This window comes from Burkholderia sp. F1, assembly GCF_050813845.1.
Classification (GTDB): domain Bacteria; phylum Pseudomonadota; class Gammaproteobacteria; order Burkholderiales; family Burkholderiaceae; genus Burkholderia; species Burkholderia ubonensis.
The window spans coordinates 2006363-2027203 of sequence record NZ_CP172422.1 but is presented as its reverse complement, the minus strand read 5'-3'; the positions used below and the strand labels follow the sequence as shown (position 1 = coordinate 2027203).

Genomic DNA, 20841 nt, shown 5'->3' with positions numbered 1-20841 from the left:
GAGGCGGGCCGCGCGGCACGGACCGGGAGCGGTCCGTGCCGACGCGCGCCGGCGCTTACCTGTCCGGCGTGTCCGGCGGCGACGCGGGCCGTTCGGCGGTCGGATACCGCCCCGGCGTCGTGCCGAACGTGCGGCGGAACATGTCGATGAACGCGCTCACGTTGTCGTAGCCGAGATCGAGCGCGATCGTCGTGACCGACACGCCGTCGGCCAGCCTTTCCAGCGCGCGCAGCAGGCGTGCCTGCTGCCGCCATTGTGCGAACGTCAGCCCCGTTTCGGCGACGAAGCGCCGGCTCAGCGTGCGCGGCGCGATACCTGCCCAGGCCGCCCACTCCTCGAGCCGGCGGTTGTCCGCGAGATCGACGCTCAACGCATCGGCGATCCGTCCGACCCGCGGATCGCGCGGGCGGGGCAGGCCGAGCGTGACCGGCGGCGACGCCGCGATTTCATCGAGGATCACTTCCGCCACGCGCGTTTGCGCCGCGTCGAGCGCGCCGCCGTGCCAGCTTGCCGCGCGCCGCACCGCCTCGCGCAGCAGCGCGGAGGTGCGGATCGCGCGCGGCGCTTGCGGCAGCGATGCGCAGCGCGGTTCCGCGACGAACACGCTCCAGCCGGAGAACGGCCCGAACGACCGCAGCGAATGCACGCAATGCGGCGGAATCCAGATTGCATGGACAGCCGGCACGACCCAGTCCTGGTCGTCGAGGCCGAGCGACAGCAGGCCGGTCAGCGCGCCGACCAACTGGCCGCGCGCATGGCGATGCGGCGCGGTCACGCGCGCGTCGCGCTGCGTCAGTTCGGCGGCGGCGACGAACGGGCCGTCGGAAGACGTCACGAGGCCGGCGGGAAGAAGCGGATCGTCAGGCATGGCTGGTTTGCGGTATCGAATGGCGTTTATACCGGAGTCTGGCCGAATCTGCATCCATACACTGCATGCATGTCCAACACTTCAGGAGGGCGCGCGATGCGAGCCGACGAAATGCTTCCCGACCACGACAATCAGCTTGACCTCAACGGCACGATGATCCGCAAGGGCAGCGTAGGCGCCTTTCTCGCGAATGCGCGGGTGCTGACCGACCCGCACGCGGACGAGGCCGAGCGGTCGCTTGCGGCGGCCGATGCCGCCGACGTGCTGCCGGCCCTGCGTGCGCTCGGATTGTTCGACGTGTTCGAGCTCCGCGACGCCGCGCTGCGGGCTTGGGTCGACGCACGATGATGGCGCAGTCATCTGAAGGCGCACCGATGAAAGCCGCAATCGTCAATGGAGCGGGCGAGCGCCCCGTTCATGCCGAGTTCGAGTCGCCGCACGCGTTGCCCGGCCACCGGCTGATCGACGTGACCGCGTCCGCCCTGAGCCGGCTTGCGCAGGCCCGGGCGTCCGGCTCGCACTATTCTTCGACGGGCGGCTTTCCGTTCGTCGCAGGCGTCGACGGCGCCGGACGCCTCGAGGACGGACAGCGTGTGTATTTCTTCGGCCCGGTCGCGCCGTTTGGTGCGATGGCCGAGCGCACGGTCGTGCCCGACGCGCAATGCGTGCCGCTGCCTGACGCGCTCGATGATGTCACCGCTGCCGTGATCGCGATCCCGGGAATGTCGTCATGGGCCGCGCTGACGGAGCGGGCGCGCATGGCGGCCGGGGAGACCGTGCTGGTCAATGGCGCGACGGGCGCGTCCGGGCGGCTGGCCGTGCGGATCGCGAAGCACCTGGGCGCGGCGAAGGTGATCGCCACCGGACGCAACGCGGCGGCGCTGGCGGCGTTGCAATCGGCGGGGGCGGACGTCGTGGTGTCGCTGCAGCAGGACGACGCGCACCTCGCGCGCGCGCTCGAACCGCATTTCCGCGCGGGCGTGGACGTCGTGCTCGATTATCTGTGGGGCGCCAGCGCGCGGGCGCTGCTGGTGTCGGCGGCGAAGGCGACGCCGGAAGGCCGGCCGCTGCGCTTCGTGCAGATCGGCTCGATCAGCGGCGCCGAGGTGCTGCTGCCCGGCGCGGTGCTGCGCGCGACCGCGATCACGCTGATGGGCAGCGGCATCGGGAGCATTGCGCTGCCGCGCCTGCTGGACGCGGCGCGCGCAGTGTTCGACGCGGTCGAGCCGGCGCGCCTGCACATCGACGCTCACGCCGTCCCGCTGGCGGATGTCGACCGGTATTGGGGCGACACGAGCAGTCTCGTCCGCCCGGTATTCGTGATGCATGGGGATGCGTGACGCAGCGACGCAGCCGGTTCGCGATGCTGCCGACCGGCTGCGCCGTCACGCTCAGAACCGCTGCTGGATCCCCACGGTCGCCCCGACCTGCGTATCGCTGTATCCCGCGACGTCGCGCGACACGCCGACCTTCTGCCCGTGCCTGGCGATCGCGAAGCCGCCGGACGCATACAGCACCGTGCGCTTCGACAGCGCGTAGTTCGCGCGCACCGAGACCAGCGTCGGATCGGCATCGGTGCCGCCCTTGATGTTCTGGTGATACACGGCCGCGATCAGCGAGAACGCCGGCGTGAACTGGTACGACCCGCCGACCCAATACATGTCGCTCAACTGGTTCGCCGCCGTCGTGCGGAACGTGCGCCGGTAATTGCGGTAGCCGGCCATCGTCTTCAGGTTGCCGAAGTCGTAGCTCAGGCCCGCGTGGATGCCCTGGATGTAGTTGACCGGATCGGCGGGCGTGACGCTGTCGGCCGCGCCGTTCTGGCGGTCGAACGTGACGACCGCGGCGAACGGCCCCTTCTCGTAGCCGAGCGCGAAGTCGTACTTCGAGCTGGTCTTCACGCTGCCGGCCACGTTGCCGAACCCGTACATCGCGCCGAACTTGAAGCCGGCGTATTCGCCGTCGTAGCGCACCGCGTTCGACGAGCGCGTGAACAGGCCGTCCTTGCGGCCGCCGGTCGCCGTCGACGACGTCGCCCACGAATAGTTCTGCGCGTAGCCCATCGGGTCGAACGGCAGCATGTAGTCGTAGGTGACGGTGAAGTTGCGGCCCAGCGTGAGCTCGCCCCATTTGCCTTTCAGGCCGACGGTCGCGCGGCGCGCGAAGATCGAGTCCGGGCCGTCGTCGAATGCGCCGTTCGCGAGGTCGATCCCGCTTTCCAGGCGGAACACGGCCTTCAGCCCGCCGCCGAGATCCTCGACGCCGCGCAGCCCCCAGCGCGACGTGTTCTTGTTGCCGGATTTCAGCTTGAACGCGTTGCCGCCCTCGGGCGCCGCGTGGTTCGTGTATTCGATGCCGGCATCCATGATCCCGTAGATCGTGACCGACGACTGCGCATGGGCGAGCGGGGCAGCGACGCACGCCGCGGCCGCCGAGCCGGTTAGTACTGCTGTGCGAAGGGAACGTGCTGCGCAAGACTTCATTGACGGTGTCTCCTGGTTTGTTGTGAGGGGAATTCGTGGTGCGCGCGGCGGCGAACGATGCGCCGCCGCGCGGGTCAGCCCGCTGTCGCGAACGCCCAGCAGTCGTTGGTCGGGAATTCGAGCCAGTGCCGGCCGGCCGCGCGCGGCACGTGGCCGAACGCGCGCAGCCGCAGGTCGCCGCAATGGAACAGGTATTCCCAGCGGTCGCCGAGATACATCGACGTGACGAGGTCGGCCTGCAGCCGGTTCGCGCCGGGGCCGTCGGCGACCTGCACGCGCTCGAGGCGGATCACGGCCTGCGCGTCCTGGCCGGGCGCGAGCGTGTCGCGGGCGCGCGCGCGCAGTTGCCAGCCGTCGCCGGCGAGCGTCACGCATTCACCGTCGACCGCCGCGACGCGCGCGTCGATCCGGTTGTTGCTGCCCATGAACTCGGCCGTGTACAGCGAGCGCGGCGCGCCGTACAGCTCGGCCGGCGTGCCTTCCTGCTCGATGCGGCCGTTGCGCAGCAGCAGGATGCGGTCGGACATCGCCATCGCCTCGGTCTGGTCGTGCGTGACGCAGAGCGCCGACAGCCCGAGCGACACGATCAGCTCGCGCAGCCACGCGCGCGCTTCCTCGCGCAGCTTCGCGTCGAGGTTCGACAGCGGCTCGTCGAGCAGGATCACCGGCGGGTTGTAGACGAGCGCGCGCGCGATCGCGACGCGCTGCTGCTGGCCGCCGGAAAGCTGGTGCGGATAGCGCTCGGCGAGATGCCCGAGGCCGAGCTGGTCGAGCGCGCTCTGCACGCGGCGCTTCTGCTCGGCCGGCGCGACGCGGCGCAGCTTCAGCCCGTAGCCGACGTTGTCGGCGACGGTGCGGTGCGGCCACAGCGCGTACGACTGGAACACGAGCCCGAGCGAGCGCTGCTCGACCGGCAGGTCGACGCGCCGCGCGCCGTCGAAGAACACCCGGTCGTCGAGCTGGATGCGGCCGCCGGACGGCTGCTCGAGGCCCGCGACCGCGCGCAGCAGCGTGGTCTTGCCGCTGCCGGACGCGCCGAGCAGGCACACGACCTCGCCGGCCTTGAGTTCGAACGACACGCCCTTGAGGATCGGGTTCGCGCCGTAGCTCAGATGCAGATCGTCGACGATGAGCTTATCCATGAAGTTTCACTCCGAAGCGCAAGGCCACGCCGAGACCGGCGCCGACCATCGCGATGTTGATGACAGAGAGCGCGGCGACCTGGTCGACGGCGCCGGCCGCCCACAGCGACACGAGCAGCGCGCCGATCACTTCGGTGCCGGGCGACAGCAGGTAGACGGCGGTCGAGTACTCGCGCTCGAAGATCATGAAGATCAGGAGCCACGCGGCGAGCAGGCCGAAGCGCACGAGCGGCAGCGTCACGTCGAGCGACACGCGTGCGCGCGTCGCGCCGACGCTGCGCCCGGCTTCCTCGAGCTCCGGCCCGACCTGCAGCAGCGCGCTCTGGATCAGGCGCATCCCGTACGCGAGCCACACGACCGTGTACGCGATCCAGATGCTCCACATCGAGTTCTTGATTTCGCGCAGCCCCGGCACGAACAGGAAGATCCACAGGAATGCGAGACCGGCGAGCAGACCCGGCACCGCGCGCGGCAGCAGCACGAGGTAGTCGAGCAGCTTCGTCGCCCAGTCGTGACGGCGGTGGCCGGCGAACGCGACGAGCGAGTAGAAGCCGACCGCGAGCGCGCCGCCGATCACGCCGATGCCGAGCGTGTTGACGATCGCCCGCACGAGGTTGTCCTGCTCGAACAGCTCGACGAAGTTCGCGAGCGTCAGCACTTCGGCGAGCGCGACGCCTTCGCCCCAGCTCGTCACGAACGCGCGCAGCACGATGCCGGAGATCGGCACGATCACGGTCAGCGCAAGCCACAGCGCAACGATCGCGAGCGCGACCCAGCGCCACACGCCGAGCGGCAGCACGGTCGTGCGGCCGGCCTTGCCCTTGACGGTGACGAAGCGGTTCGCGGTCTTCAGCAGACGGCGCTGCAGCAGCACGAGCGGGAACGTGATCGCGACGATGCAGATCGCGACCGCGGCCATCAGGTGATACGACGGCACGCCGAGCTTGTTGGTGAGCTTGTACAGGTAGGTCGCGAGCACGAGGTGGCCTTCCGGGTCGCCGAGCACGAGCGGCAGCCCGAACACCTCGAAGCCGAGGAAGAACACCAGCACGCCGGCGAACAGCAGCGCGGGCATCGTCATCGGCAGGCTCACGTCGAGCGCGACGCGAAACGGCCGCGCGCCCGCGACGCGCGCCGCTTCCTCGACGTCGGAGCCGAGGTTGCGCAGCGCGGCCGACGAGTACAGGTACACGTGCGGCACGTGCGTGAGGCCGACGATCAGCGTGATCGCGAAGATCGAGTAGATGTTCCAGGGCACGCTTTCAACCCCGAACAGCCCCTTGAACCACACCGAGTAGAAGCCGACCGGACCGACCGCGACCACGTAGCCGAACGCGAGCACCATCGGCGACACGAACACCGGCGTGAGCAGCAGCGGCTCGAGCCAGCGGCGGCCGGGCAGGTCGGTGCGCACCATCAGGAACGCGAGGATGCCGCCGAGCGGGATCGAGATGAACAGCATCCCGCCGGCGATGATGAACGAGTTCTTCACGGCCGACCAGAAGTCGGGGTCGTTGAAGATGAAACGGAAGCCGTCGATGCCGACCGTGCGGTTCGCGTCGAAGAACGGCGCGGACAACAGGCTCTGGAACAGGATGAAGCCGAGCGGCAGCGCGACCGCGACGGTCAGCACCGCGATGACGATCCAGCGCAGCATGCCGGCGAGCGGCTGCAGGCTGCTGGCGCGCAGCGCGGGAATCGCGCCGCCGCCGGTGGGTTGCGGAACGGCCGGCGGCGCTCCGCGTGTGCTGGTTGAAAGCATGAGTTCGCCCCTGCGGCCCGCGGGCCGCATAAAGAGAGTCGTCGGAAAGGGGAAGGCGGCATCGCCCGCGATGCGGGCGACGCGCTATGCGGCGATCAGCGCTTGATCGACTGTTGCCACTGCTTGAGGAACGCGAGGCGCTTCGACTGGTCGAGGTAGACGAGCAGGCCGGTGCCGATCTGGATCGGCTTCAGCGAATCGCCCAGTTCCTTCGTCAGGCTCGCGGCCGACGTCTCGCCGTTCACGTCCGCGCGGATCGCATACAGGTTCGCCTGGTTCGCGATCAGCGTCTGGCCGCGCTGCGACAGCAGGTAGTCGACCCACAGCTTCGCGGCGTTCGGGCTCTTCGCCTTCTTCGAGATCGTCGCGAGGCGGCTCACGACCTGCGTGTAGTCCTTCGGAAACACGTAGCCGATCGACTTGTCCTTCTTCGCCTTCGCATACGCATACGAGCCGATGATGTTGTAGCCGATCAGGTTCTCGCCGGACGAGATCCGCTCCATCATCGCGCCGGTGCTCGACTGCAGCTTCGGGCCCGTCGCGCCGATCGCCTTCACGAGCTCCCACGTGACCTTCTCGTTCACGTGCGCGTCCTGCGTCAGGTAGTTGAAGCCGACACCCGACTTCTCGATGTCGTAGGTCGTGACCTTGCCCTTGAACTTGTCCGGCTGCGCGGCGAGCAGCTTGATCAGGTCGGCGCGGGTCTTGGGCACTTCGTTGTCGGGAATCAGCCGCTTGTTGTAGACGCTCGCGAGCGGCTCGAACGTCGTGCCGTATGCCAGCTTCTGGTATTGCGCCCATTGCGGCACGTGGGTGCTTTCGGGCGATTCGTACGACGCCATCAGGCCGTCGTTGACGAGCTTGACCTGCAGGTCCATCGCCGAGCTCCACAGCACGTCGGCGCTGGTGCTGTTCGCCGCGTTCTCGCTGATGTAGCGGTTGTACAGCTCGGTGCTGTTCATGTCGTTGTATTCGACCTTGATCCCGTACAGGCTTTCGAAGTCCTTGATCAGCGGGCGCACGAGGCCCGTGTCGGTCGTCGAATAGACGATCAGCCTGCCTTCCTTCCTCGCGGCGTCGACGACGCCCTGGTAGCTGCCCGGATATCCGGCCGGAACCTGCGCCCAGGCGGCGCCGGCGACGATCGACAGGATGGCGGCGAGGTGCTTCGGTGCGAACGGCATGTCTTCCTCCAATTGCGCGTCTGTGTTGTTCGAGTGACGCGGATGGTAATTGCGGCGCACTTTCAGCCTGCTTTCATTTCTGTTCACAATGACGCGGTTTGTGTCATGGATTTCCCGGGGTCGGCGCCAGCAGCTTGCCGAGGAGCCGGCCGCCATGCCGCGCGTGCGCGGCCGTCAAGGCCGCATAGCCGACGATCACGCCCGCTGCGAGTTCGGCGCTGCGGCAGAATCCGCGGATCGGCTGCAGCGACACGCCGGCCCCCTGGGCCCGTGCGACGTACGACGCGTCGTCCATGCCGGGCGGCAGCCACAGCACGAAATGAAAGCCCGCGTGCTCGCCCGACACCGTGTACTGCCCGTTGCCGTGTTTCGCCAGCTGCTCGAGCACGAGGTCGCGCCGGTGGCGGTACGCGTGACGGCTCGCGCGCAGGTGCTTCGCGAAATCGCCGCTTCCGATGAAGCGCGCCAGCGCGAGCTGCGGCGTCACGCTGACGGCGCGCCCGGTCACGCGCCACACGGCCGACAGCGCCGGCCGCAGTTCCGCCGGCACGACCATGAAGCCGACGCGCAGCCCGGAGAACAGCGTCTTGTTGAACGAGCCGCAGTAGATCACGCGATCGCAGGTGTCGAGCGACTTCAATGCGGGAAGCGGAGCGGCCTGATAACCGAACTCGCCGTCGTAGTCGTCTTCGATGATCCACGCCCGATTGCGCTGCGCCCAGTCGAGCAGTTCGAGCCGGCGGGACACCGACATCGTGACGCCGAGCGGCGCCTGATGCGCGGGCGTCACGTAAGCGGCGCGCGCATCGGGATGCCGGTGCAGATCGGCCGTCTCGATCCCTTCGCGGTCGACCGGCACGTCGACCACGGTCGCGCCCGCCATCGTGAAGATCTGCCACGCCGACGCGTAGCCCGGATCTTCCATCAGTACCGTGCTGCGGGGCGAGAGCACGGTGCGCGCGACGAGATCGATCGAGTGCCGGATGCCGGTCGTGATGAAGATGTCGTCGGCTTCGCAAGCGATGCCGCGGTATTCGCGCAGGTAGCCGGCGATTTCGGCGCGCAGGCTTTCGACGCCTTGCGACGGCGTCGAACAGAGGTCGCTCGCCGTGGCGGCAAGCAGGCTCGTTCCGACGGTCTTCTTCCATTGCTGCAACGGCAGCAAGTCGGGATCGGCGAGCCGCGCGATGAACGGCACGCCCGGGCGCACCGCGTGTTCGGGCGCGGCCGTGTCCATCGCTGCCGCCGGCTCGTGGGCCGCGCCGGAGCGGCGGGGGCCGCTCTCCCGCGACTGCGCGGACGCGCGCAGGTAGCTGTCCGGCACCACCGCGCACACCCGCGACCCGGACCCTTGCGTTCGCGCGATGTAGCCCTCGGCGCACAACCGGTCGTAGGCCGCTTCGACCGTGCCCCGCGCCACGCCCCATCGCGCGGCGAGGGTCCGGCTGGACGGCAGCGGACTGTCGCCGGGCAGCAGGCGTTTCAGGATCGCGTCGCGCAGCGCGTCGGCAATGCATTCCTGCTTCGACTGCGGGCTTTGCGTCGACAGCCCGGGCGGGCACGGCAGATCGAGCGGAATCGCGGCTTTGCCTCGCGTCATAGTGGTCCAGTCAGGGTTCGAATTAATGGTCCTTCAGCTTATATCACTTTCCCCGTAGATTTCTGCCGGTGACATTCCGACGTTGCTGGAGACGAATTCGCCGTATGAAGACCCGCTCGTTGCCCCAGTGGGGCTGGTTGTTCCTGTTGATGCTCGTCGTCTGCCTGCCGCGCGTGACGATCGACGCCTACCTGCCGTCGCTGCCCGCGATGGCGGACGCGCTGCATGGCACCGATGCCCAGCTGCAGCTCACGCTGACCCTGTACATGGTCGGCTATGCGTTGTCGATGCTGGTGTCGGGGCCGTTGTCCGATCGGTACGGCCGCCGTCCCGTCCTGCTCGGTGGCCTGTGCATCTACGTGGCCGCGAGCGTCGCCTGCGCGTTGTCGACGAGCATCCCGGCGCTCGTCTGCGTGCGCGTCTTCCAGGCGCTGGGCGGCTGCACCGGCACGGTGATCGGGCGCGTGATCGTGCGCGAGCGCTTTCCGGCCGCGCGGCAGGCGACGATGCTCAGCCGCATCTCGGCGGGCATGGCGCTGTCGCCGGTGATCGCGCCGCTGGCCGGGAGCGCGGTCGCCGAATGGCTCGGCTGGCGCGGCGTGTTCGCGTGGCTCGCGGCCGGCGGGCTCGTCGCGACGGCGATGGTGCTGCGTTATCTGCCCGAGACCCGCGAACGCGACACGCGGCCGGCGCCGGGCCCGGGGCTGCTTCGGACCTACGCCGGGCTGCTGCGTGAGCGCCGTTTCCTGCGCTATTCGCTGGCGATCAGTTTCGTCTACTGCACGTACTTCCCGTTCATCGCTGAATCGTCGACGCTGTTCCAGCGGCAGATGGGCGTGTCCGGCCCGGTCTATGCGGCGATCTTCGGCCTGACCGTGCTCGGGTACCTGATCGGGTCGAGCGTGTTCAGGCGGACCAGCGGCCGCTGGCAAGCCGATGCGGTGATCGCGGCGGCGGCCTGCGTCAACCTGGCCGGGGCCGTCATGCTGTGGGCCGGCGGCGCCGTCGCGCCCGCGTCCGCCGCGGCCATCGTCGCGCCGATGTGCTTCGTGATGATCGCCGTCGGGATCGCGATTCCGGCCTGCCAGTTCGCGGTGATGCAGCCTTACACGACGATCGCCGGCACGGCTTCCGGGCTGTTCTTCTTCATCCAGATGGCGATCGCCGCCGGGTGCGGCGGCGTGCTGGCGTGGTGGTCGGACGGCACCGCGCGCCCGATGATCGCGGTGACGGTCTGCGCGAGCGTCGCGTTCCTGGGCGTGGTCGTCGGTCTACGCGAGCGCAACGCCGGGCCGGCCGGCGGCGCTGGCGTGTCGAAGGCGGCGGGCTGACGCGCGATACAGGTGTTTCCGAGAGGCGTCACGGCGGAAAGGATCATGTAATGTAGCGGCCTGACGTTTGCCTGACAGGAATCCAGATGCGTGTGCTGCTCGTCGAAGACAACCCGATCCTGGCGCAGTCGCTGTCCGACGCGCTGGCCGCCGCGCGCTTCGCGGTCGATCACATGGCGGACGGCGAGGCGGCGGACCACGTGCTGCGCACGCAGGATTACGCGCTGGTGATCCTCGATCTGGGGCTGCCGAAGCTCGACGGGCTCGAAGTGCTGCGGCGGCTGCGCGCGCGGCGCAATCCGGTGCCGGTGCTGATCCTCACCGCGCACGGTTCGGTCGAGGACCGTGTGAAGGGGCTCGATCTCGGCGCCGACGACTATCTCGCGAAACCGTTCGAGCTGACCGAGCTGGAGGCGCGCGCCCGCGCGCTGATCCGGCGCAGCCTCGGGCACGAGCATTCGAAAGTCGAATGCGGGCCGCTCGCGTTCGACGGCGTCGACCGCAGCTTCCGCCTGGCCGGCGAAGCGCTGCCGCTCACGCCGCGCGAGCGCTCGGTGCTCGAGGTGCTGATCCTGCGCAACGGCCGCGCGATCAACAAGGAGACGCTGTCGGAGAAGATCTTCGGGCTCGACGAGTCGGTCAATGCGGACGCGATCGAGATCTACGTGTACCGGCTGAGGAAGAAGCTCGAAAACAGCGGCGTCGCGATCGTCACGCTGCGCGGGCTCGGCTACCTGCTCGAGGCAAAGGCTGAATGACGCGGCCGAACCTGCGGATGCAGGTCGCGCTGTGGCTGCTGCTGCCGCTGCTCGGCCTGCTCGCGCTCGATTCGTGGCTCACCTACCAGCGCGCGATGAATGCCGCGCACGTCGCGTTCGACCGCACGCTGTCGTCGTCGCTGAAGTCGATCCGCGAAGGCGTGCGGCTCAACCAGGGCGAGATCGAGGTCGACCTGCCGTATCTCGCGCTCGAGATGCTCGAATCGAGCGACGGCGGCAAGATCTTCTACCTGATCCGCGAGGACAGCGGCCGCGCGGTGACGGGCTACCCCGATCTGCCGCTGCCGCAGGGGCGCGACGCGGGCGACGGCGCGCTGTTCGTCACGCGTTACTACGATGCGGCCTATCGCGGCGAGCGGCTGCGGATGGCGGCGTTGCGGCTGCCGGTGCATGACGTGCCGAGCGCGCAGTCGCGCATCGTGTGGGTGATGGTCGGCGAGACGATCGAGGCGCGCCAGGCGCTCGCGCGCGAGATCCTGATGGGCTCGCTGCTGCAGGAAGGGCTGCTCGTCGTGCTCGCGCTGGGCATCGTGTGGCTCGGCGTCGGGCGCGGGCTGCGGCCGCTGAACCGCTTGTCGGCGACGGTCGCCGCGCGCGCCGAGGACGATCCGACGCCGCTCGATACCGGCGGGATGCCGAGCGAGCTCGCGCCGCTCGTCGACTCGATCAACCAGTACATCGGCCGCACGCAGCGGATGCAGGTCGCGCGGCGGCGCTTCTTCGCGGACGCCGCGCACCAGCTGAAGACGCCGCTCGCGGCCGTGCAGGCGGGCGTCGAGCTGGCGCTGCGGCCCGCCGAGCAGCCGCGCGTGAACGTCCATCTGCGGCGCGTGAACGGCGCGGTGCGGCAGGCGGCGAAGATCGTCCAGCAGCTGCTGTCGCTGTCGCGGCTCGATTCGGACAGCGGGCACGCGGTCGCGCACCAGCCGGTCGCGCTGCACCGGCTCGCGCGCAGCGTGACGCTCGACTGGTCGCCGGTGGCTCGCGCGCGCGACATCGATCTCGGCTTCGAGCACGAGGCCGACGTGGACGTGCTGGGGCAGTCCGATCTGCTCGGCGAGATGGTCGGCAACCTGATCGACAACGCGATCCGCTATGCGGGCGACCATGCGGTGATCACCGTGCGCGTGTCGCGCGACGGCGAGCATGCGCGGCTCGACGTGATCGACAGCGGGCCGGGGATTCCGGCGGAAGAACGCGACGCGGTGTTCGAGCGGTTCCATCGCGGCAGCAAGACGCAGACCGTCGAAGGCACGGGGCTCGGGCTGTCGATCGTGAGAGAGATCGCGCGGGTGCATCAGGGGGGTGGGGCTCGGCGATGCGGCGGGGGCGGGTTGATCGTGACGGTGACGCTGCCCGCGCTGCGCGAGGCGGCCTAGCGCGTATTCCGCCGATGGCGTGCGCGTTCAGTCGCCGAATCCGATTTCCGCTTCGAGCGCCTGCCCGATTTCGAGAACACGCCCCGCGCCGCGCACGACGATCGCGTTGTTGCCGAACGTCAGCGCGCCGTCGAAATTCGGGTTCGCGCGATAGGTCTGCATCGTGTCGGTCGGCTCGTGCGGCCATGCGGGATCGGGCGCGCCGGTGCGCTGGTCGATCGTCGGGACCGGGCAGCGCGTGCACAGCTTCACGAGGCGCAGCCGCACCGGCGTGTCGCCGTCGGCATCGAGGTGCTCGATGAAATCCTCTTCAAACGCGTCGATGCCCGACACGACGAGGTTCGGACGGAAGCGGTCCATCGGAATCGCGGGCGCGCCCTTCGCGACGAGGCGCGCGTTCAGGTCGTCGAGCGACGCCTGGCCGATCACGAGCAGCGGGTAGCCGTCGGCGAACTGGGTCGATGCGTCGAGCTCGCCGGTCCATTTACGGTTGCACGCGCGCCGCGCATCGGGCGCGAAGCGCGCGAGCTTCGCCGGCATGCCGAGGAATTCGCTGAACCAGGCGGCGGTGGCCGCGCCGGTGTCGATCGCGTCGACGGTGTCGCGCCAGACGGTTGCCTTCATCTTCGGCGTCTGCGCCGACGCTTCGCCGTCGAGCGGCGTGCGCAGCTCGGGCATGCCGGGCGCGTTCAGCACCAGCGCGTCGCCGTCGAATGCGGGCTGCACGAGCGCGAGGCGCGGATGCGTGCGCTGCGTGACCATCATCGCGCCGGTCGGGTCGGTCACCATCCAGCGACGGTCGTATGCGAGCCCGGTCTCGAGCAGCAGCGCGCGGCGCAGCGCGATGCCGCCGCAGGATTTGATCGGGTAGACGAAAAGTTCGCTGATGGCTGGCATGGTGCGGGCTTCGACTGACGCGGAAACTCAAAGCGCGATTGTGCCAGATCGCTCCGCCGCGCGTTTGCGCAGTCTCGGCGTCAGGCCGGCAGCGGAAAGCCGCGATCGAACGTCGGACGCACGTCGAGCGGCTGGCGCAGCAAACCGGCTTTCAGGTAGAAGTCGGCCGTGCGCTGCTGCTCGGCGATCACCGCCGCGTCGATCGGCTGCCAGTGCGTGCGGCGCCGTTCGAATTGCAGCTTCGCGGCCGGCTGCGGGATGCCGACGATGCGCGCGAGGGTCGCCGAGAACGCGTCGGCATGCCGGTACGACCAGGCCTGCGCGCGCACGACGCGCTGCAGGAAATCGCGCAGCGCGTCGCGTTTCGCGGCGATCGCGGCGTCGGTCGCCGCGACGTAGCTGAGCCCCGACCACAGGCCGCGGCCGTCGACGAGCACACGCGCGCGGCCGCTCGTTTCCGCGAGCGCCGTGTACGGCTCCCACGTCGCCCATGCGTCGATCGAGCCGCTCGCGAGCGCGAGCATCGTGTCGGCGGGCGGCAGGAAGCGGAACGACACGTCGGCCGGCGCGAGTCCCGCCGCGTCGAGCGCCTTCAGCGTGACGAAATGGCCGATCGAGCCGCGCGTCGTGCCGACGCGCTTGCCTTTCAGGTCGGCGGCGGTCTTCAGCGACGCGTCCGGCCGCACGACGACGGCGGTGCCGTACGGATCGGAGCGGCTCGCGCCGATCACCTTGATCCGCGCGCCCGACGCAAGCGCGAAGATCACCGGCGCGTCGCCGATCGGCCCGCAATCCACCGCGCCCGCGTTCAACGCTTCGGCAAGCGGCGCGGCGGCCGGGAATTCGGTCCACGCGACGTCGTACGCGAGTCCGTTCAGTTCGCCCGCCGCTTCGAGCAGCGCGCGCAGTCCGCCTTTCTGGTCGCCGGCGCGCAGCAGCGGACGTGCGCCGGATTGCGCGCGCAGGGTGAGCGGGGCGGCAGCGAGCGTCGCGCAGGCGGCGGCGCGGGTCAGGAAATGGCGTCGGGTCGGGATCATCGTGGAGCTCGGTCGGTCAGGAAGTGGGCCGGTCGTCGCGCAGCGGCGGAGCGGTCGTCAATGCGGCAGGCCGGCCTGCACGTCGCGCACCGGATCGGCGTCGAGCCGCAGCAGCAGCGCGGTCAGCGGATCGCGGCCGGCGGCCGGCGCGGCGGAGCGCGCGGAATCGGACGTGCTGCACAGCAGGTCGGCATCCGACCAGCCGGCGCTGCCGGGCTTGGCCCGCGCGCGCAGCCAGCCGCGGCGGTCGGCGAGGAATTGCGTGCCGCCGAGCGCATCGGGCGGCGTCCCCGCGATCGTCGCGAAAGCCAGCCACGCGCCGGGCGTCGCGGCGACGCAATTCGCCAACCCGGCGACGGCCGGGACGGCGGCCGGCTCCTGCGTGACCACGAGCGTCTGCCAGCGTGCGTCCTCGGCCGGCGGCGGCGCGCCGCGCGCGAGCGCGACGACCCGCACGCGCTGGCCTTCGCGCCAGCGTTCGAGCGGCAGCGTCGCGGGCTGCCCGCCGCAGCGCACGTCGAGCGCCGGCAGCGCGACGGGCACCGGCCACGCGCCGTCCGCCTGCGCGCCGCTGCCCGCGGCAAGCGCCTTCAGGTAGTCGAGCACGGCCCACGTGTCGCGCGGGCCGAGCGTCGCGCCGAAGCCGGGCATCGACTCGGCGCCGTGCGCATCGCGCATCCCGTGCCGCACGCGCCAGGCCAGCTCGCCGTCGAGGCGGCGCGCCAGCAGCGTGCCGGCGAAGGTCGGCGGCCAGTGTGCGAGCGACGCGGCGAGCGGGCCCTCGCCGCGCCCGTCGGCACCGTGGCACGCCGCGCAATGACGCTCGTACAGCCGCGCGCCATGCACCACGCTCGTCACCGAGAACGGCGCGGGATTGCGCTGGAAACTGGTCGGCGCGGCCGGCGCGAGCCACAGCGCGGCGGGCGGCCACGGCGCGCACCACGCGGCGAGCAGCGCCGCGCCCACCGCAACGATGCGATGCCTGCGCGAAGCGAGCGCGATCAATGCGAGCACCGCCGCGAGCGTCGTCAGTCCGAACGCGATCGCGAGCTGCCGCGTCAGGCCCGCATCGATGCGCAGCGTCTCGATCGCGATCCGCTGCGGCCACGGCCACGCGGCCTGGCCGTCCGCATCGCCGGTCAGGCCGGCGACGCGCAGCAGCCGCGCGAGCGTCCATTGCAGGCGATACAGCGCCTGCAGGAACGCGAGCGACCACTCGGCGAACGGCGGCGCGCTCATCGGCGGCGCGGCCGGGGCAATGCGACGCCGCGCATCTACCAGCTCGCATCGAGACCGAGATGGCGCAGCGCGTCGTGCCGCAGCGCGGCGACGCGCGGATCGCCGCGATGGCGCGGATACGGCAGGTCGACGCGCAGTTCCGCGACGATCCGCGCGGGCCGCGGGCCGAACACGATCACGCGCTGCGCGAGGAACAGCGCTTCCTCGACGTCGTGCGTGACGAGCAGCGCGGAGAAGCGCTCGCGCTGCCACAGCGCGGTCAGCTCGGCCTGCATCGTCAGCCGCGTCAGCGAATCGAGCTTGCCGAGCGGCTCGTCGAGGATCAGCAGGCGCGGATCGTTGACGAGCGCGCGGGCGAGCGCGACGCGCTGCGCCATGCCGCCCGACAGCTGATGCGGGAACACGTTCGCGAAGTCCTGCAGCCCGACGCGCGCGAGCGCATCGTCGACGCGATGCCGCGCGGTGCGCTGCACGCCGCGCGCCTCGAGGCCGAGCGAGACGTTCGCGCGCACGCGGCGCCACGGATAGAGCGTCGGGTCCTGGAACACGACGATGCGCGACGGGTCGGGGCGCGCGATCGGCACGCCGTCCTGCGCGATCGTGCCTTGCCGCGCGGCGTCGAGGCCCGCGACGAGCCGCAGCAGCGTCGATTTCCCGCAGCCGCTCGGGCCGAGCAGCGCGACGAATTCGCCGGCGGCGACCGACAGCGTCACGTCGTCGAGCACCGGCAGCGCGCCGCCCGCGGTGTCGAACGCATGGCTCACGCGGCGCACGTCGATGCGCGCGCCGCGCGGCGCTGCGGCGGCCGGCGCCGGCGAAGCGGAGACAAGGGAGTCGAGCGCGGCGCTTACCATTTGACGGTCCCTTTCTGCCATGCGAGCGTGCGGTCGCGCACCGCGAACAGCAGCGCGATCAGGCCGGAGAACAGCAGCGCCATCACGAGCAGCGCCGCGTACATGTTCACGTATGACGCCCAGCCCTGCGCCCAGCTCAGGTACCAGCCGAGCCCGGACTTGACGCCCATCATCTCGGCGACGACGAGCACCGTGAACGACGCGCTCAGGCCCATGAAGATGCCGACGAACACGTGCGGCAACGCGGCGGGAATCGCGACGCGCAGCACCAGGAAGCGCGCGTTCGCGCCGAGCGTGCGGGCAACGTCGTAGTACTGCCTGTCGACGCTGGCGACGCCGGACCAGGTCAGCACCGCGACCGGGAAGCCGGTCGACAGCGCGATCAGGAACGTCGCGGCCGAATAGCTCGACGGAAAGAAGTAGAACGTGAGCGGCAGCAGCGCGGTGGCCGGCACCGGCCCGAGCACGCGCAGCAGCGGATGCACCCAGTAGCCGACCCGGCGCGACCAGCCGATCGACACGCCGAGCGCGAACCCGGCCGCGACGCCGTACGCGAACCCGACGCCGAGCAGCTTCAGCGTGTTGCCGGCGCTGCCCAGCAGGCGCGGCCAGTCGTCGACATAGACCTCGATCAGCGCCTGCGGCGGCGCGAAGAACGGCGTCGGGAGCCAGCCGGTCTTCGCGGTGGCGATTTCCCATGCCGCCAGCGCGAGCGGCGCCGCGACGAGCCACGGGCCGGCCGGACGCACGCGCGCGAGCGGCGCGCGCAGCGCGGCCACGCGCGGGCCGAGCGTCGCGAGCACGAGCAGCAGCGCGGCGATCGCCCACGCGGCCGTGCCGAAGGTGTCGGTGTACGCCCAGTCGCTGAAGCCGACGATGCGGTTCGGCCACAGCCGCGTCACCGCGCCGAGCGCGCCCCAGGCGAGCGCCGCGGCGATGCCGGCCGGCCAGACGCGCGCGCGGCGGGCGTCGGCCGCCCGGGCGGCTTCGCACGCGGCGCAGGCGATGCGCGATGCCGGCGCCGGCAGGGTGCCCGGCGTACCGGCCGGCGCTGACGTGGCGCGCGCCACGGAAGGATGGTCGAGCGTCGACATCGCGTCACCCCAGCACGTTCGCGTAGACCTGCTGCGCGAAGCGCTGCGGGTCGGTGCTTTTCCTGATCACGCCGATCCGGCGGAAGTCGTCCGCGTAGAACGCGATCTCCTGCTGCAGGTCGACGCTGGTCGGGTGGTGCGTGTACGTGAGCGTCGCATACAGCTTGCGCAGGTCTTCCGGATCGATCTTCGGCGAATATTTCGTGAACACCTTCGCGGCCTCGTTCGGATTGTCGTGCGTGAACTCGGTCGCCTGCACGATCGACCGCGCGAGCGCGGCGGCGGCCGGGCGGTCGTTGCGCACGAGCTCGCCGCGCGCGCCGATCACGCAGCACACCTTGTGCGCGTATTCGCCGGACAGGTTGGTCGCGAGCTCCGCGTACTTGCCGGCGCTGCGCTTCTCGAGCAGGTACAGGTTCGGGTCGCCGTCGGCGATCGCGTGGATCTCGCCCTTGTCGGCCGCGACGCCGAGCAAATCGGCCGGATATTGCCGCCACGTGATGTCGCGCTCCGGATCGATGCCGTTCTTCGCGAGCAGGATCGAGAAGAAATGCTTGCCGGGCGCGGCGAGATCGCTGACGCCGACCGTCTTGCCCTTCAGCGCCTGCAGCGTCGTGACGCCGGCCGCCTTCGCGCCGATCAGCCGCACGCAGCCGCCGTGCGAGCTGCCGACGATCTTCACGTCGAAGCCGGATTCGAGCGGCTTGAGCCAGCGATGGATCATCCCGACCGCCGCGTCGGCCTTGCCGGTCGCGATGGATTCGAGCAGCTGGTCGGTCGAGCCGCTGTAGTTGATCAGGTCGACCTTCAGGCCGTTCTTCTCGAAGAAGCCGCGCTCCTGCGCGACGACGATCGGCGTCAGGCAGAACGCGTTCTGGTTCCACGCGAAGGTCAGCTTCTTCAGCGGCGTCGCGGACCACACGCGGCTGCCGAGCGTGAGCGCGGGCGCGGCGAGCGCGGCCGCGCCGGCGGCGCGCAGCAGGCGGCGGCGCCGGCCGTCATGCGCATCGTGCGCCTCGGGCGCGGTGGCGGTGGGGTGTGTCATCGTCAGGTCTCCGGTCGTGCGGGGTGATGCGTGACGCTCAGTCGAGCAGGTCGGGTTCGTCGGCGACGATGCGCGCGTACAGGCTGTCGAACGCATGCAGCGCGCCGTCGGGGCCGCCGATCTGGCCGTGCGTATGGCGGGCGGTGTCGGGGTCGATCGGCTGCGGCGCGCCCGCCGCTTCGGCGAGCAGCTGCGTGTGCGCGGCGTTGTCGAGCGCGATGTACCACCACGCGGCCGCCTCGACGCTCGGGCCGGCGGTGAGGATGCCGTGGTTCTTCAGGATCGCGCCCTTGTGCGTGCCGCCGCCGGGCTTCGCGAGCGCCTGCGCGATCCGCGCGCCTTCGCGCGTGTCGACCACCATCCCGGTGAAATCGTCGAACAGTGCGTGATCCCCGTAGAACACGCACGCGTCCTGCGTCAGCGGATCGAGCAGGCGGCCGAGCGTCGACCACGCCTTGCCGTAGGTCGAATGCGTGTGCGCGGCGGCGACGACCTGCGGATGCGCTTCGTGGATCGCCGCATGGATCGCGAACGCGGCCTTGTTCAGCGGTCGTTCGCCGATCGCGGTTTCGCCGCGCGCGTTGACGAGCAGCAGGTCGGACACCCTGATTCGCGAGAAATGCACGCCGAGCGGATTCACCCAGAAGTGATCGGGCAGCTCCGGGTCGCGCGCGGTGATGTGGCCGGCGAGGCCCGACGCGAAGCCGTGGCGCGCGAACAGGCGGAACGCGGCCGCGAGGCGCTCCTGCCGGTGGCGGCGCTCGGCGGCGACGTCGGTGCGCGGCGCGGGCGGGTCGAACCAGAAATGCTGGCGTGGCGCGGCGGCGAGCACGAGGCCCGACGCGGTGCGCTCGGGCGAGGGCGGGACGGCGGACATGGTGGTCGTCTCCCGTCGTCAGGCGGCGCGGCGTGCGGCATCGCGCGCGGCGACGGCCGCGCGCACGCGCGGAATCAGTTCGCGGCCGTAGTCGATCGCGTCGTCGAGCGGATCGAAGCCGCGGATCAGGAACGTCGTCACGCCGAGGTCGTAGTAGTCGAGCAGCGCGTCGGCGACCTGCTCGGGCGTGCCGACGAGCGCCGTCGAATTCGAGCGCGCGCCGGTCAGCTTCGCGATCTCGGTCCACAGCCGCTTGTCGACGCGCGAGCCGCGCTCGGCGGCGGCCAGCAGGCGGCGCGCGCCTTCGCTCTGCAGCGGGCCGCCGGCGCCGAGGCCGGCCGCTTCGCGCAGACGGCGCGTTTCGTCGAGGATCCGGTGCGCGCGCGCCCACGCGTCGTCCTCGGTCGCGGCGAGGATCGGGCGGAACGACACCGAGAAGCGCACCTGCCGACCGTGCTTCGCCGCTTCGGCGCGCACGCGCGCCGTCAGGTCGCGCACCTGGTCGAGCGATTCGCCCCACAGCGCGTAGACGTCCGCGTGCTTGCCCGCGACCGCGAGCGCCGCGTCCGACGCGCCGCCGAAATAGATCGGCACGTGCGGCTCCTGGTGGGGCCGCACGTCGGAATAGCCCTGGCGGAAGCGGTAATGGGCGCCTTCGTGGTCGAACGGCTGCTCGTCGGTCCAGATCCGGCGCAGGATGCCGAGGTATTCGTCGGTGCGCGCGTAGCGGGCGTCGTGGTCGAGGAAATCGCCGTCGCGCGCCTGTTCGGCATCGGAGCCGCCCGAGATGATGTGCACCGCGAGCCGGCCGCGGCTGAACTGGTCGAGCGTCGCGATCTGGCGCGCGGCGAGCGTCGGCGCGGTGAAGCCCGGGCGATGCGCGAGCATGAAGTGGATCCGCTCGGTCGCGGCGGCCGCGTACGCGATCGTCAGCGTCGCCGACGGGCCGGTCGAGTGGTGCGGCACGAGGATGCGGTCGAAGCCGGCCGTCTCGTGTGCGCGGGCGAAGTCGCGCACGTAGTCGGGATCGACCGCGTTGCCGGCCGGCGGGTGGATCTCCGACTGCTTCTGGCTCTGGATCATGCCGATGAATTCGACGCTCATCTGGGTCTCCGGTGCAGGGGGGCCGGCGGCGGGCCGGACTGGAGCGCAGATTACCGCCGGGATCATGCGAAACGGAAATAATCAATCCCGAATTGAATATCAGATTTGCATGGTTTGATCGATCGGACGACGCGCCTACGCTTTGCGTTCGCGATCGATCTCCGCT

The 20841-nt window shown here is 70.5% G+C and carries 19 protein-coding genes; 5 read left to right on the top strand and 14 right to left on the bottom strand.

What is annotated here, in order from left to right; translation table 11 throughout:
- Nucleotides 1-55: 55 nt before the first annotated feature.
- Entirely contained in the window at nucleotides 56-868 is an 813-nt protein-coding gene (locus tag ACFIMZ_RS28015; protein ID WP_431822723.1) for an AraC family transcriptional regulator, read from the bottom strand.
- A gap of 96 nt (nucleotides 869-964) precedes the next feature.
- On the opposite strand from ACFIMZ_RS28015, the gene ACFIMZ_RS28010 reads away from it, so the two are divergent.
- Nucleotides 965-1216, top strand: a complete 252-nt coding sequence (locus ACFIMZ_RS28010) for a hypothetical protein (RefSeq protein ID WP_431822722.1) — start codon at nucleotides 965-967, stop codon at nucleotides 1214-1216.
- Between the two features lie 26 nt (nucleotides 1217-1242).
- Nucleotides 1243-2208 carry a quinone oxidoreductase family protein gene (locus tag ACFIMZ_RS28005; protein WP_431822721.1) on the top strand — a complete coding sequence of 322 codons (966 nt, stop codon included), beginning with the start codon at nucleotides 1243-1245 and terminating at the stop codon, nucleotides 2206-2208.
- A 51-nt stretch (nucleotides 2209-2259) separates the two neighbouring features.
- On the opposite strand, the gene ACFIMZ_RS28000 is transcribed toward ACFIMZ_RS28005, so the two are convergent.
- The 5 genes from ACFIMZ_RS28000 to ACFIMZ_RS27980 all read right to left on the bottom strand — a co-directional run bounded on the left by ACFIMZ_RS28000 (nucleotide 2260) and on the right by ACFIMZ_RS27980 (nucleotide 9039).
- Nucleotides 2260-3351, bottom strand: coding sequence for a porin (locus ACFIMZ_RS28000; RefSeq protein WP_431822720.1), 1092 nt, complete (start codon nucleotides 3349-3351; stop codon nucleotides 2260-2262).
- Between the two features lie 74 nt (nucleotides 3352-3425).
- Nucleotides 3426-4493 (bottom strand): ABC transporter ATP-binding protein, encoded by a 1068-nt coding sequence (locus ACFIMZ_RS27995; protein ID WP_431822719.1) that lies wholly within the window; start codon nucleotides 4491-4493, stop codon nucleotides 3426-3428.
- A complete protein-coding gene (locus ACFIMZ_RS27990) occupies nucleotides 4486-6255 on the bottom strand; it encodes an ABC transporter permease (protein ID WP_431822718.1) in 1770 nt (589 codons plus the stop codon). The genes ACFIMZ_RS27995 and ACFIMZ_RS27990 overlap by 8 nt, the downstream gene beginning before the upstream one ends.
- 95 nt (nucleotides 6256-6350) lie before the next feature.
- On the bottom strand, nucleotides 6351-7439 hold the full coding sequence (locus tag ACFIMZ_RS27985; RefSeq protein ID WP_431822717.1) for an ABC transporter substrate-binding protein: 1089 nt from the start codon (nucleotides 7437-7439) through the stop codon (nucleotides 6351-6353).
- 103 nt (nucleotides 7440-7542) lie between these two features.
- Nucleotides 7543-9039 (bottom strand): PLP-dependent aminotransferase family protein, encoded by a 1497-nt coding sequence (locus ACFIMZ_RS27980; RefSeq protein WP_431822716.1) that lies wholly within the window; start codon nucleotides 9037-9039, stop codon nucleotides 7543-7545.
- A gap of 104 nt (nucleotides 9040-9143) precedes the next feature.
- On the opposite strand from ACFIMZ_RS27980, the gene ACFIMZ_RS27975 reads away from it, so the two are divergent.
- From ACFIMZ_RS27975 to ACFIMZ_RS27965, 3 genes are all read left to right on the top strand, one after another.
- Nucleotides 9144-10370 carry a multidrug effflux MFS transporter gene (locus ACFIMZ_RS27975; RefSeq protein WP_431822715.1) on the top strand — a complete coding sequence of 409 codons (1227 nt, stop codon included), beginning with the start codon at nucleotides 9144-9146 and terminating at the stop codon, nucleotides 10368-10370.
- Nucleotides 10371-10456: 86 nt separating this feature from the next.
- The gene (locus ACFIMZ_RS27970; protein ID WP_431822714.1) at nucleotides 10457-11128 is read left to right on the top strand and encodes a response regulator; all 672 of its coding nucleotides are present in this window, start codon (nucleotides 10457-10459) and stop codon (nucleotides 11126-11128) included.
- The gene (locus tag ACFIMZ_RS27965; protein WP_431822713.1) at nucleotides 11125-12528 is read left to right on the top strand and encodes a sensor histidine kinase N-terminal domain-containing protein; all 1404 of its coding nucleotides are present in this window, start codon (nucleotides 11125-11127) and stop codon (nucleotides 12526-12528) included. The genes ACFIMZ_RS27970 and ACFIMZ_RS27965 overlap by 4 nt, the downstream gene beginning before the upstream one ends.
- 27 nt (nucleotides 12529-12555) lie before the next feature.
- On the opposite strand, the gene ACFIMZ_RS27960 is transcribed toward ACFIMZ_RS27965, so the two are convergent.
- The 8 genes from ACFIMZ_RS27960 to ACFIMZ_RS27925 all read right to left on the bottom strand — a co-directional run bounded on the left by ACFIMZ_RS27960 (nucleotide 12556) and on the right by ACFIMZ_RS27925 (nucleotide 20675).
- A complete protein-coding gene (locus ACFIMZ_RS27960; protein ID WP_431822712.1) occupies nucleotides 12556-13425 on the bottom strand; it encodes an MOSC domain-containing protein in 870 nt (289 codons plus the stop codon).
- Between the two features lie 80 nt (nucleotides 13426-13505).
- The gene (locus ACFIMZ_RS27955) at nucleotides 13506-14462 is read right to left on the bottom strand and encodes an ABC transporter substrate-binding protein (protein ID WP_431822711.1); all 957 of its coding nucleotides are present in this window, start codon (nucleotides 14460-14462) and stop codon (nucleotides 13506-13508) included.
- A 57-nt stretch (nucleotides 14463-14519) separates the two neighbouring features.
- The gene (locus ACFIMZ_RS27950; RefSeq protein WP_431822710.1) at nucleotides 14520-15701 is read right to left on the bottom strand and encodes a c-type cytochrome; all 1182 of its coding nucleotides are present in this window, start codon (nucleotides 15699-15701) and stop codon (nucleotides 14520-14522) included.
- Between the two features lie 35 nt (nucleotides 15702-15736).
- Entirely contained in the window at nucleotides 15737-16555 is an 819-nt protein-coding gene (locus ACFIMZ_RS27945; protein WP_431822709.1) for an ABC transporter ATP-binding protein, read from the bottom strand.
- On the bottom strand, nucleotides 16549-17649 hold the full coding sequence (locus ACFIMZ_RS27940) for an ABC transporter permease (protein ID WP_431822708.1): 1101 nt from the start codon (nucleotides 17647-17649) through the stop codon (nucleotides 16549-16551). The genes ACFIMZ_RS27945 and ACFIMZ_RS27940 overlap by 7 nt, the downstream gene beginning before the upstream one ends.
- A 4-nt stretch (nucleotides 17650-17653) precedes the next feature.
- Nucleotides 17654-18694, bottom strand: coding sequence for an ABC transporter substrate-binding protein (locus ACFIMZ_RS27935; protein ID WP_431822707.1), 1041 nt, complete (start codon nucleotides 18692-18694; stop codon nucleotides 17654-17656).
- A 37-nt stretch (nucleotides 18695-18731) separates the two neighbouring features.
- Entirely contained in the window at nucleotides 18732-19571 is an 840-nt protein-coding gene (locus ACFIMZ_RS27930) for a class II aldolase/adducin family protein (protein ID WP_431822706.1), read from the bottom strand.
- An 18-nt stretch (nucleotides 19572-19589) separates the two neighbouring features.
- Complete coding sequence (locus ACFIMZ_RS27925; RefSeq protein ID WP_431822705.1) at nucleotides 19590-20675, bottom strand: LLM class flavin-dependent oxidoreductase; 1086 nt, start codon at nucleotides 20673-20675, stop codon at nucleotides 19590-19592.
- Nucleotides 20676-20841: the final 166 nt, after the last annotated feature.

What these genes read in the sequence shown, in the direction of transcription:
- ACFIMZ_RS27970 (WP_431822714.1), top strand. Translation starts at nt 10,457, where the DNA reads ATGCGTGTGCTGCTCGTCGAAGACAACCCGATCCTGGCGCAGTCGCTG.
- ACFIMZ_RS27935 (WP_431822707.1), bottom strand. Translation starts at nt 18,694, where the DNA reads ATGACACACCCCACCGCCACCGCGCCCGAGGCGCACGATGCGCATGAC.
- ACFIMZ_RS27980 (WP_431822716.1), bottom strand. Translation starts at nt 9,039, where the DNA reads ATGACGCGAGGCAAAGCCGCGATTCCGCTCGATCTGCCGTGCCCGCCC.
- ACFIMZ_RS27965 (WP_431822713.1), top strand. Translation starts at nt 11,125, where the DNA reads ATGACGCGGCCGAACCTGCGGATGCAGGTCGCGCTGTGGCTGCTGCTG.
- ACFIMZ_RS27940 (WP_431822708.1), bottom strand. Translation starts at nt 17,649, where the DNA reads ATGTCGACGCTCGACCATCCTTCCGTGGCGCGCGCCACGTCAGCGCCG.
- ACFIMZ_RS27960 (WP_431822712.1), bottom strand. Translation starts at nt 13,425, where the DNA reads ATGCCAGCCATCAGCGAACTTTTCGTCTACCCGATCAAATCCTGCGGC.
- ACFIMZ_RS27995 (WP_431822719.1), bottom strand. Translation starts at nt 4,493, where the DNA reads ATGGATAAGCTCATCGTCGACGATCTGCATCTGAGCTACGGCGCGAAC.
- ACFIMZ_RS27955 (WP_431822711.1), bottom strand. Translation starts at nt 14,462, where the DNA reads ATGATCCCGACCCGACGCCATTTCCTGACCCGCGCCGCCGCCTGCGCG.
- ACFIMZ_RS28005 (WP_431822721.1), top strand. Translation starts at nt 1,243, where the DNA reads ATGAAAGCCGCAATCGTCAATGGAGCGGGCGAGCGCCCCGTTCATGCC.
- ACFIMZ_RS27990 (WP_431822718.1), bottom strand. Translation starts at nt 6,255, where the DNA reads ATGCTTTCAACCAGCACACGCGGAGCGCCGCCGGCCGTTCCGCAACCC.
- ACFIMZ_RS27985 (WP_431822717.1), bottom strand. Translation starts at nt 7,439, where the DNA reads ATGCCGTTCGCACCGAAGCACCTCGCCGCCATCCTGTCGATCGTCGCC.
- ACFIMZ_RS27950 (WP_431822710.1), bottom strand. Translation starts at nt 15,701, where the DNA reads ATGAGCGCGCCGCCGTTCGCCGAGTGGTCGCTCGCGTTCCTGCAGGCG.
- ACFIMZ_RS28015 (WP_431822723.1), bottom strand. Translation starts at nt 868, where the DNA reads ATGCCTGACGATCCGCTTCTTCCCGCCGGCCTCGTGACGTCTTCCGAC.
- ACFIMZ_RS28000 (WP_431822720.1), bottom strand. Translation starts at nt 3,351, where the DNA reads ATGAAGTCTTGCGCAGCACGTTCCCTTCGCACAGCAGTACTAACCGGC.
- ACFIMZ_RS27930 (WP_431822706.1), bottom strand. Translation starts at nt 19,571, where the DNA reads ATGTCCGCCGTCCCGCCCTCGCCCGAGCGCACCGCGTCGGGCCTCGTG.
- ACFIMZ_RS27925 (WP_431822705.1), bottom strand. Translation starts at nt 20,675, where the DNA reads ATGAGCGTCGAATTCATCGGCATGATCCAGAGCCAGAAGCAGTCGGAG.
- ACFIMZ_RS27975 (WP_431822715.1), top strand. Translation starts at nt 9,144, where the DNA reads ATGAAGACCCGCTCGTTGCCCCAGTGGGGCTGGTTGTTCCTGTTGATG.
- ACFIMZ_RS27945 (WP_431822709.1), bottom strand. Translation starts at nt 16,555, where the DNA reads ATGGTAAGCGCCGCGCTCGACTCCCTTGTCTCCGCTTCGCCGGCGCCG.
- ACFIMZ_RS28010 (WP_431822722.1), top strand. Translation starts at nt 965, where the DNA reads ATGCGAGCCGACGAAATGCTTCCCGACCACGACAATCAGCTTGACCTC.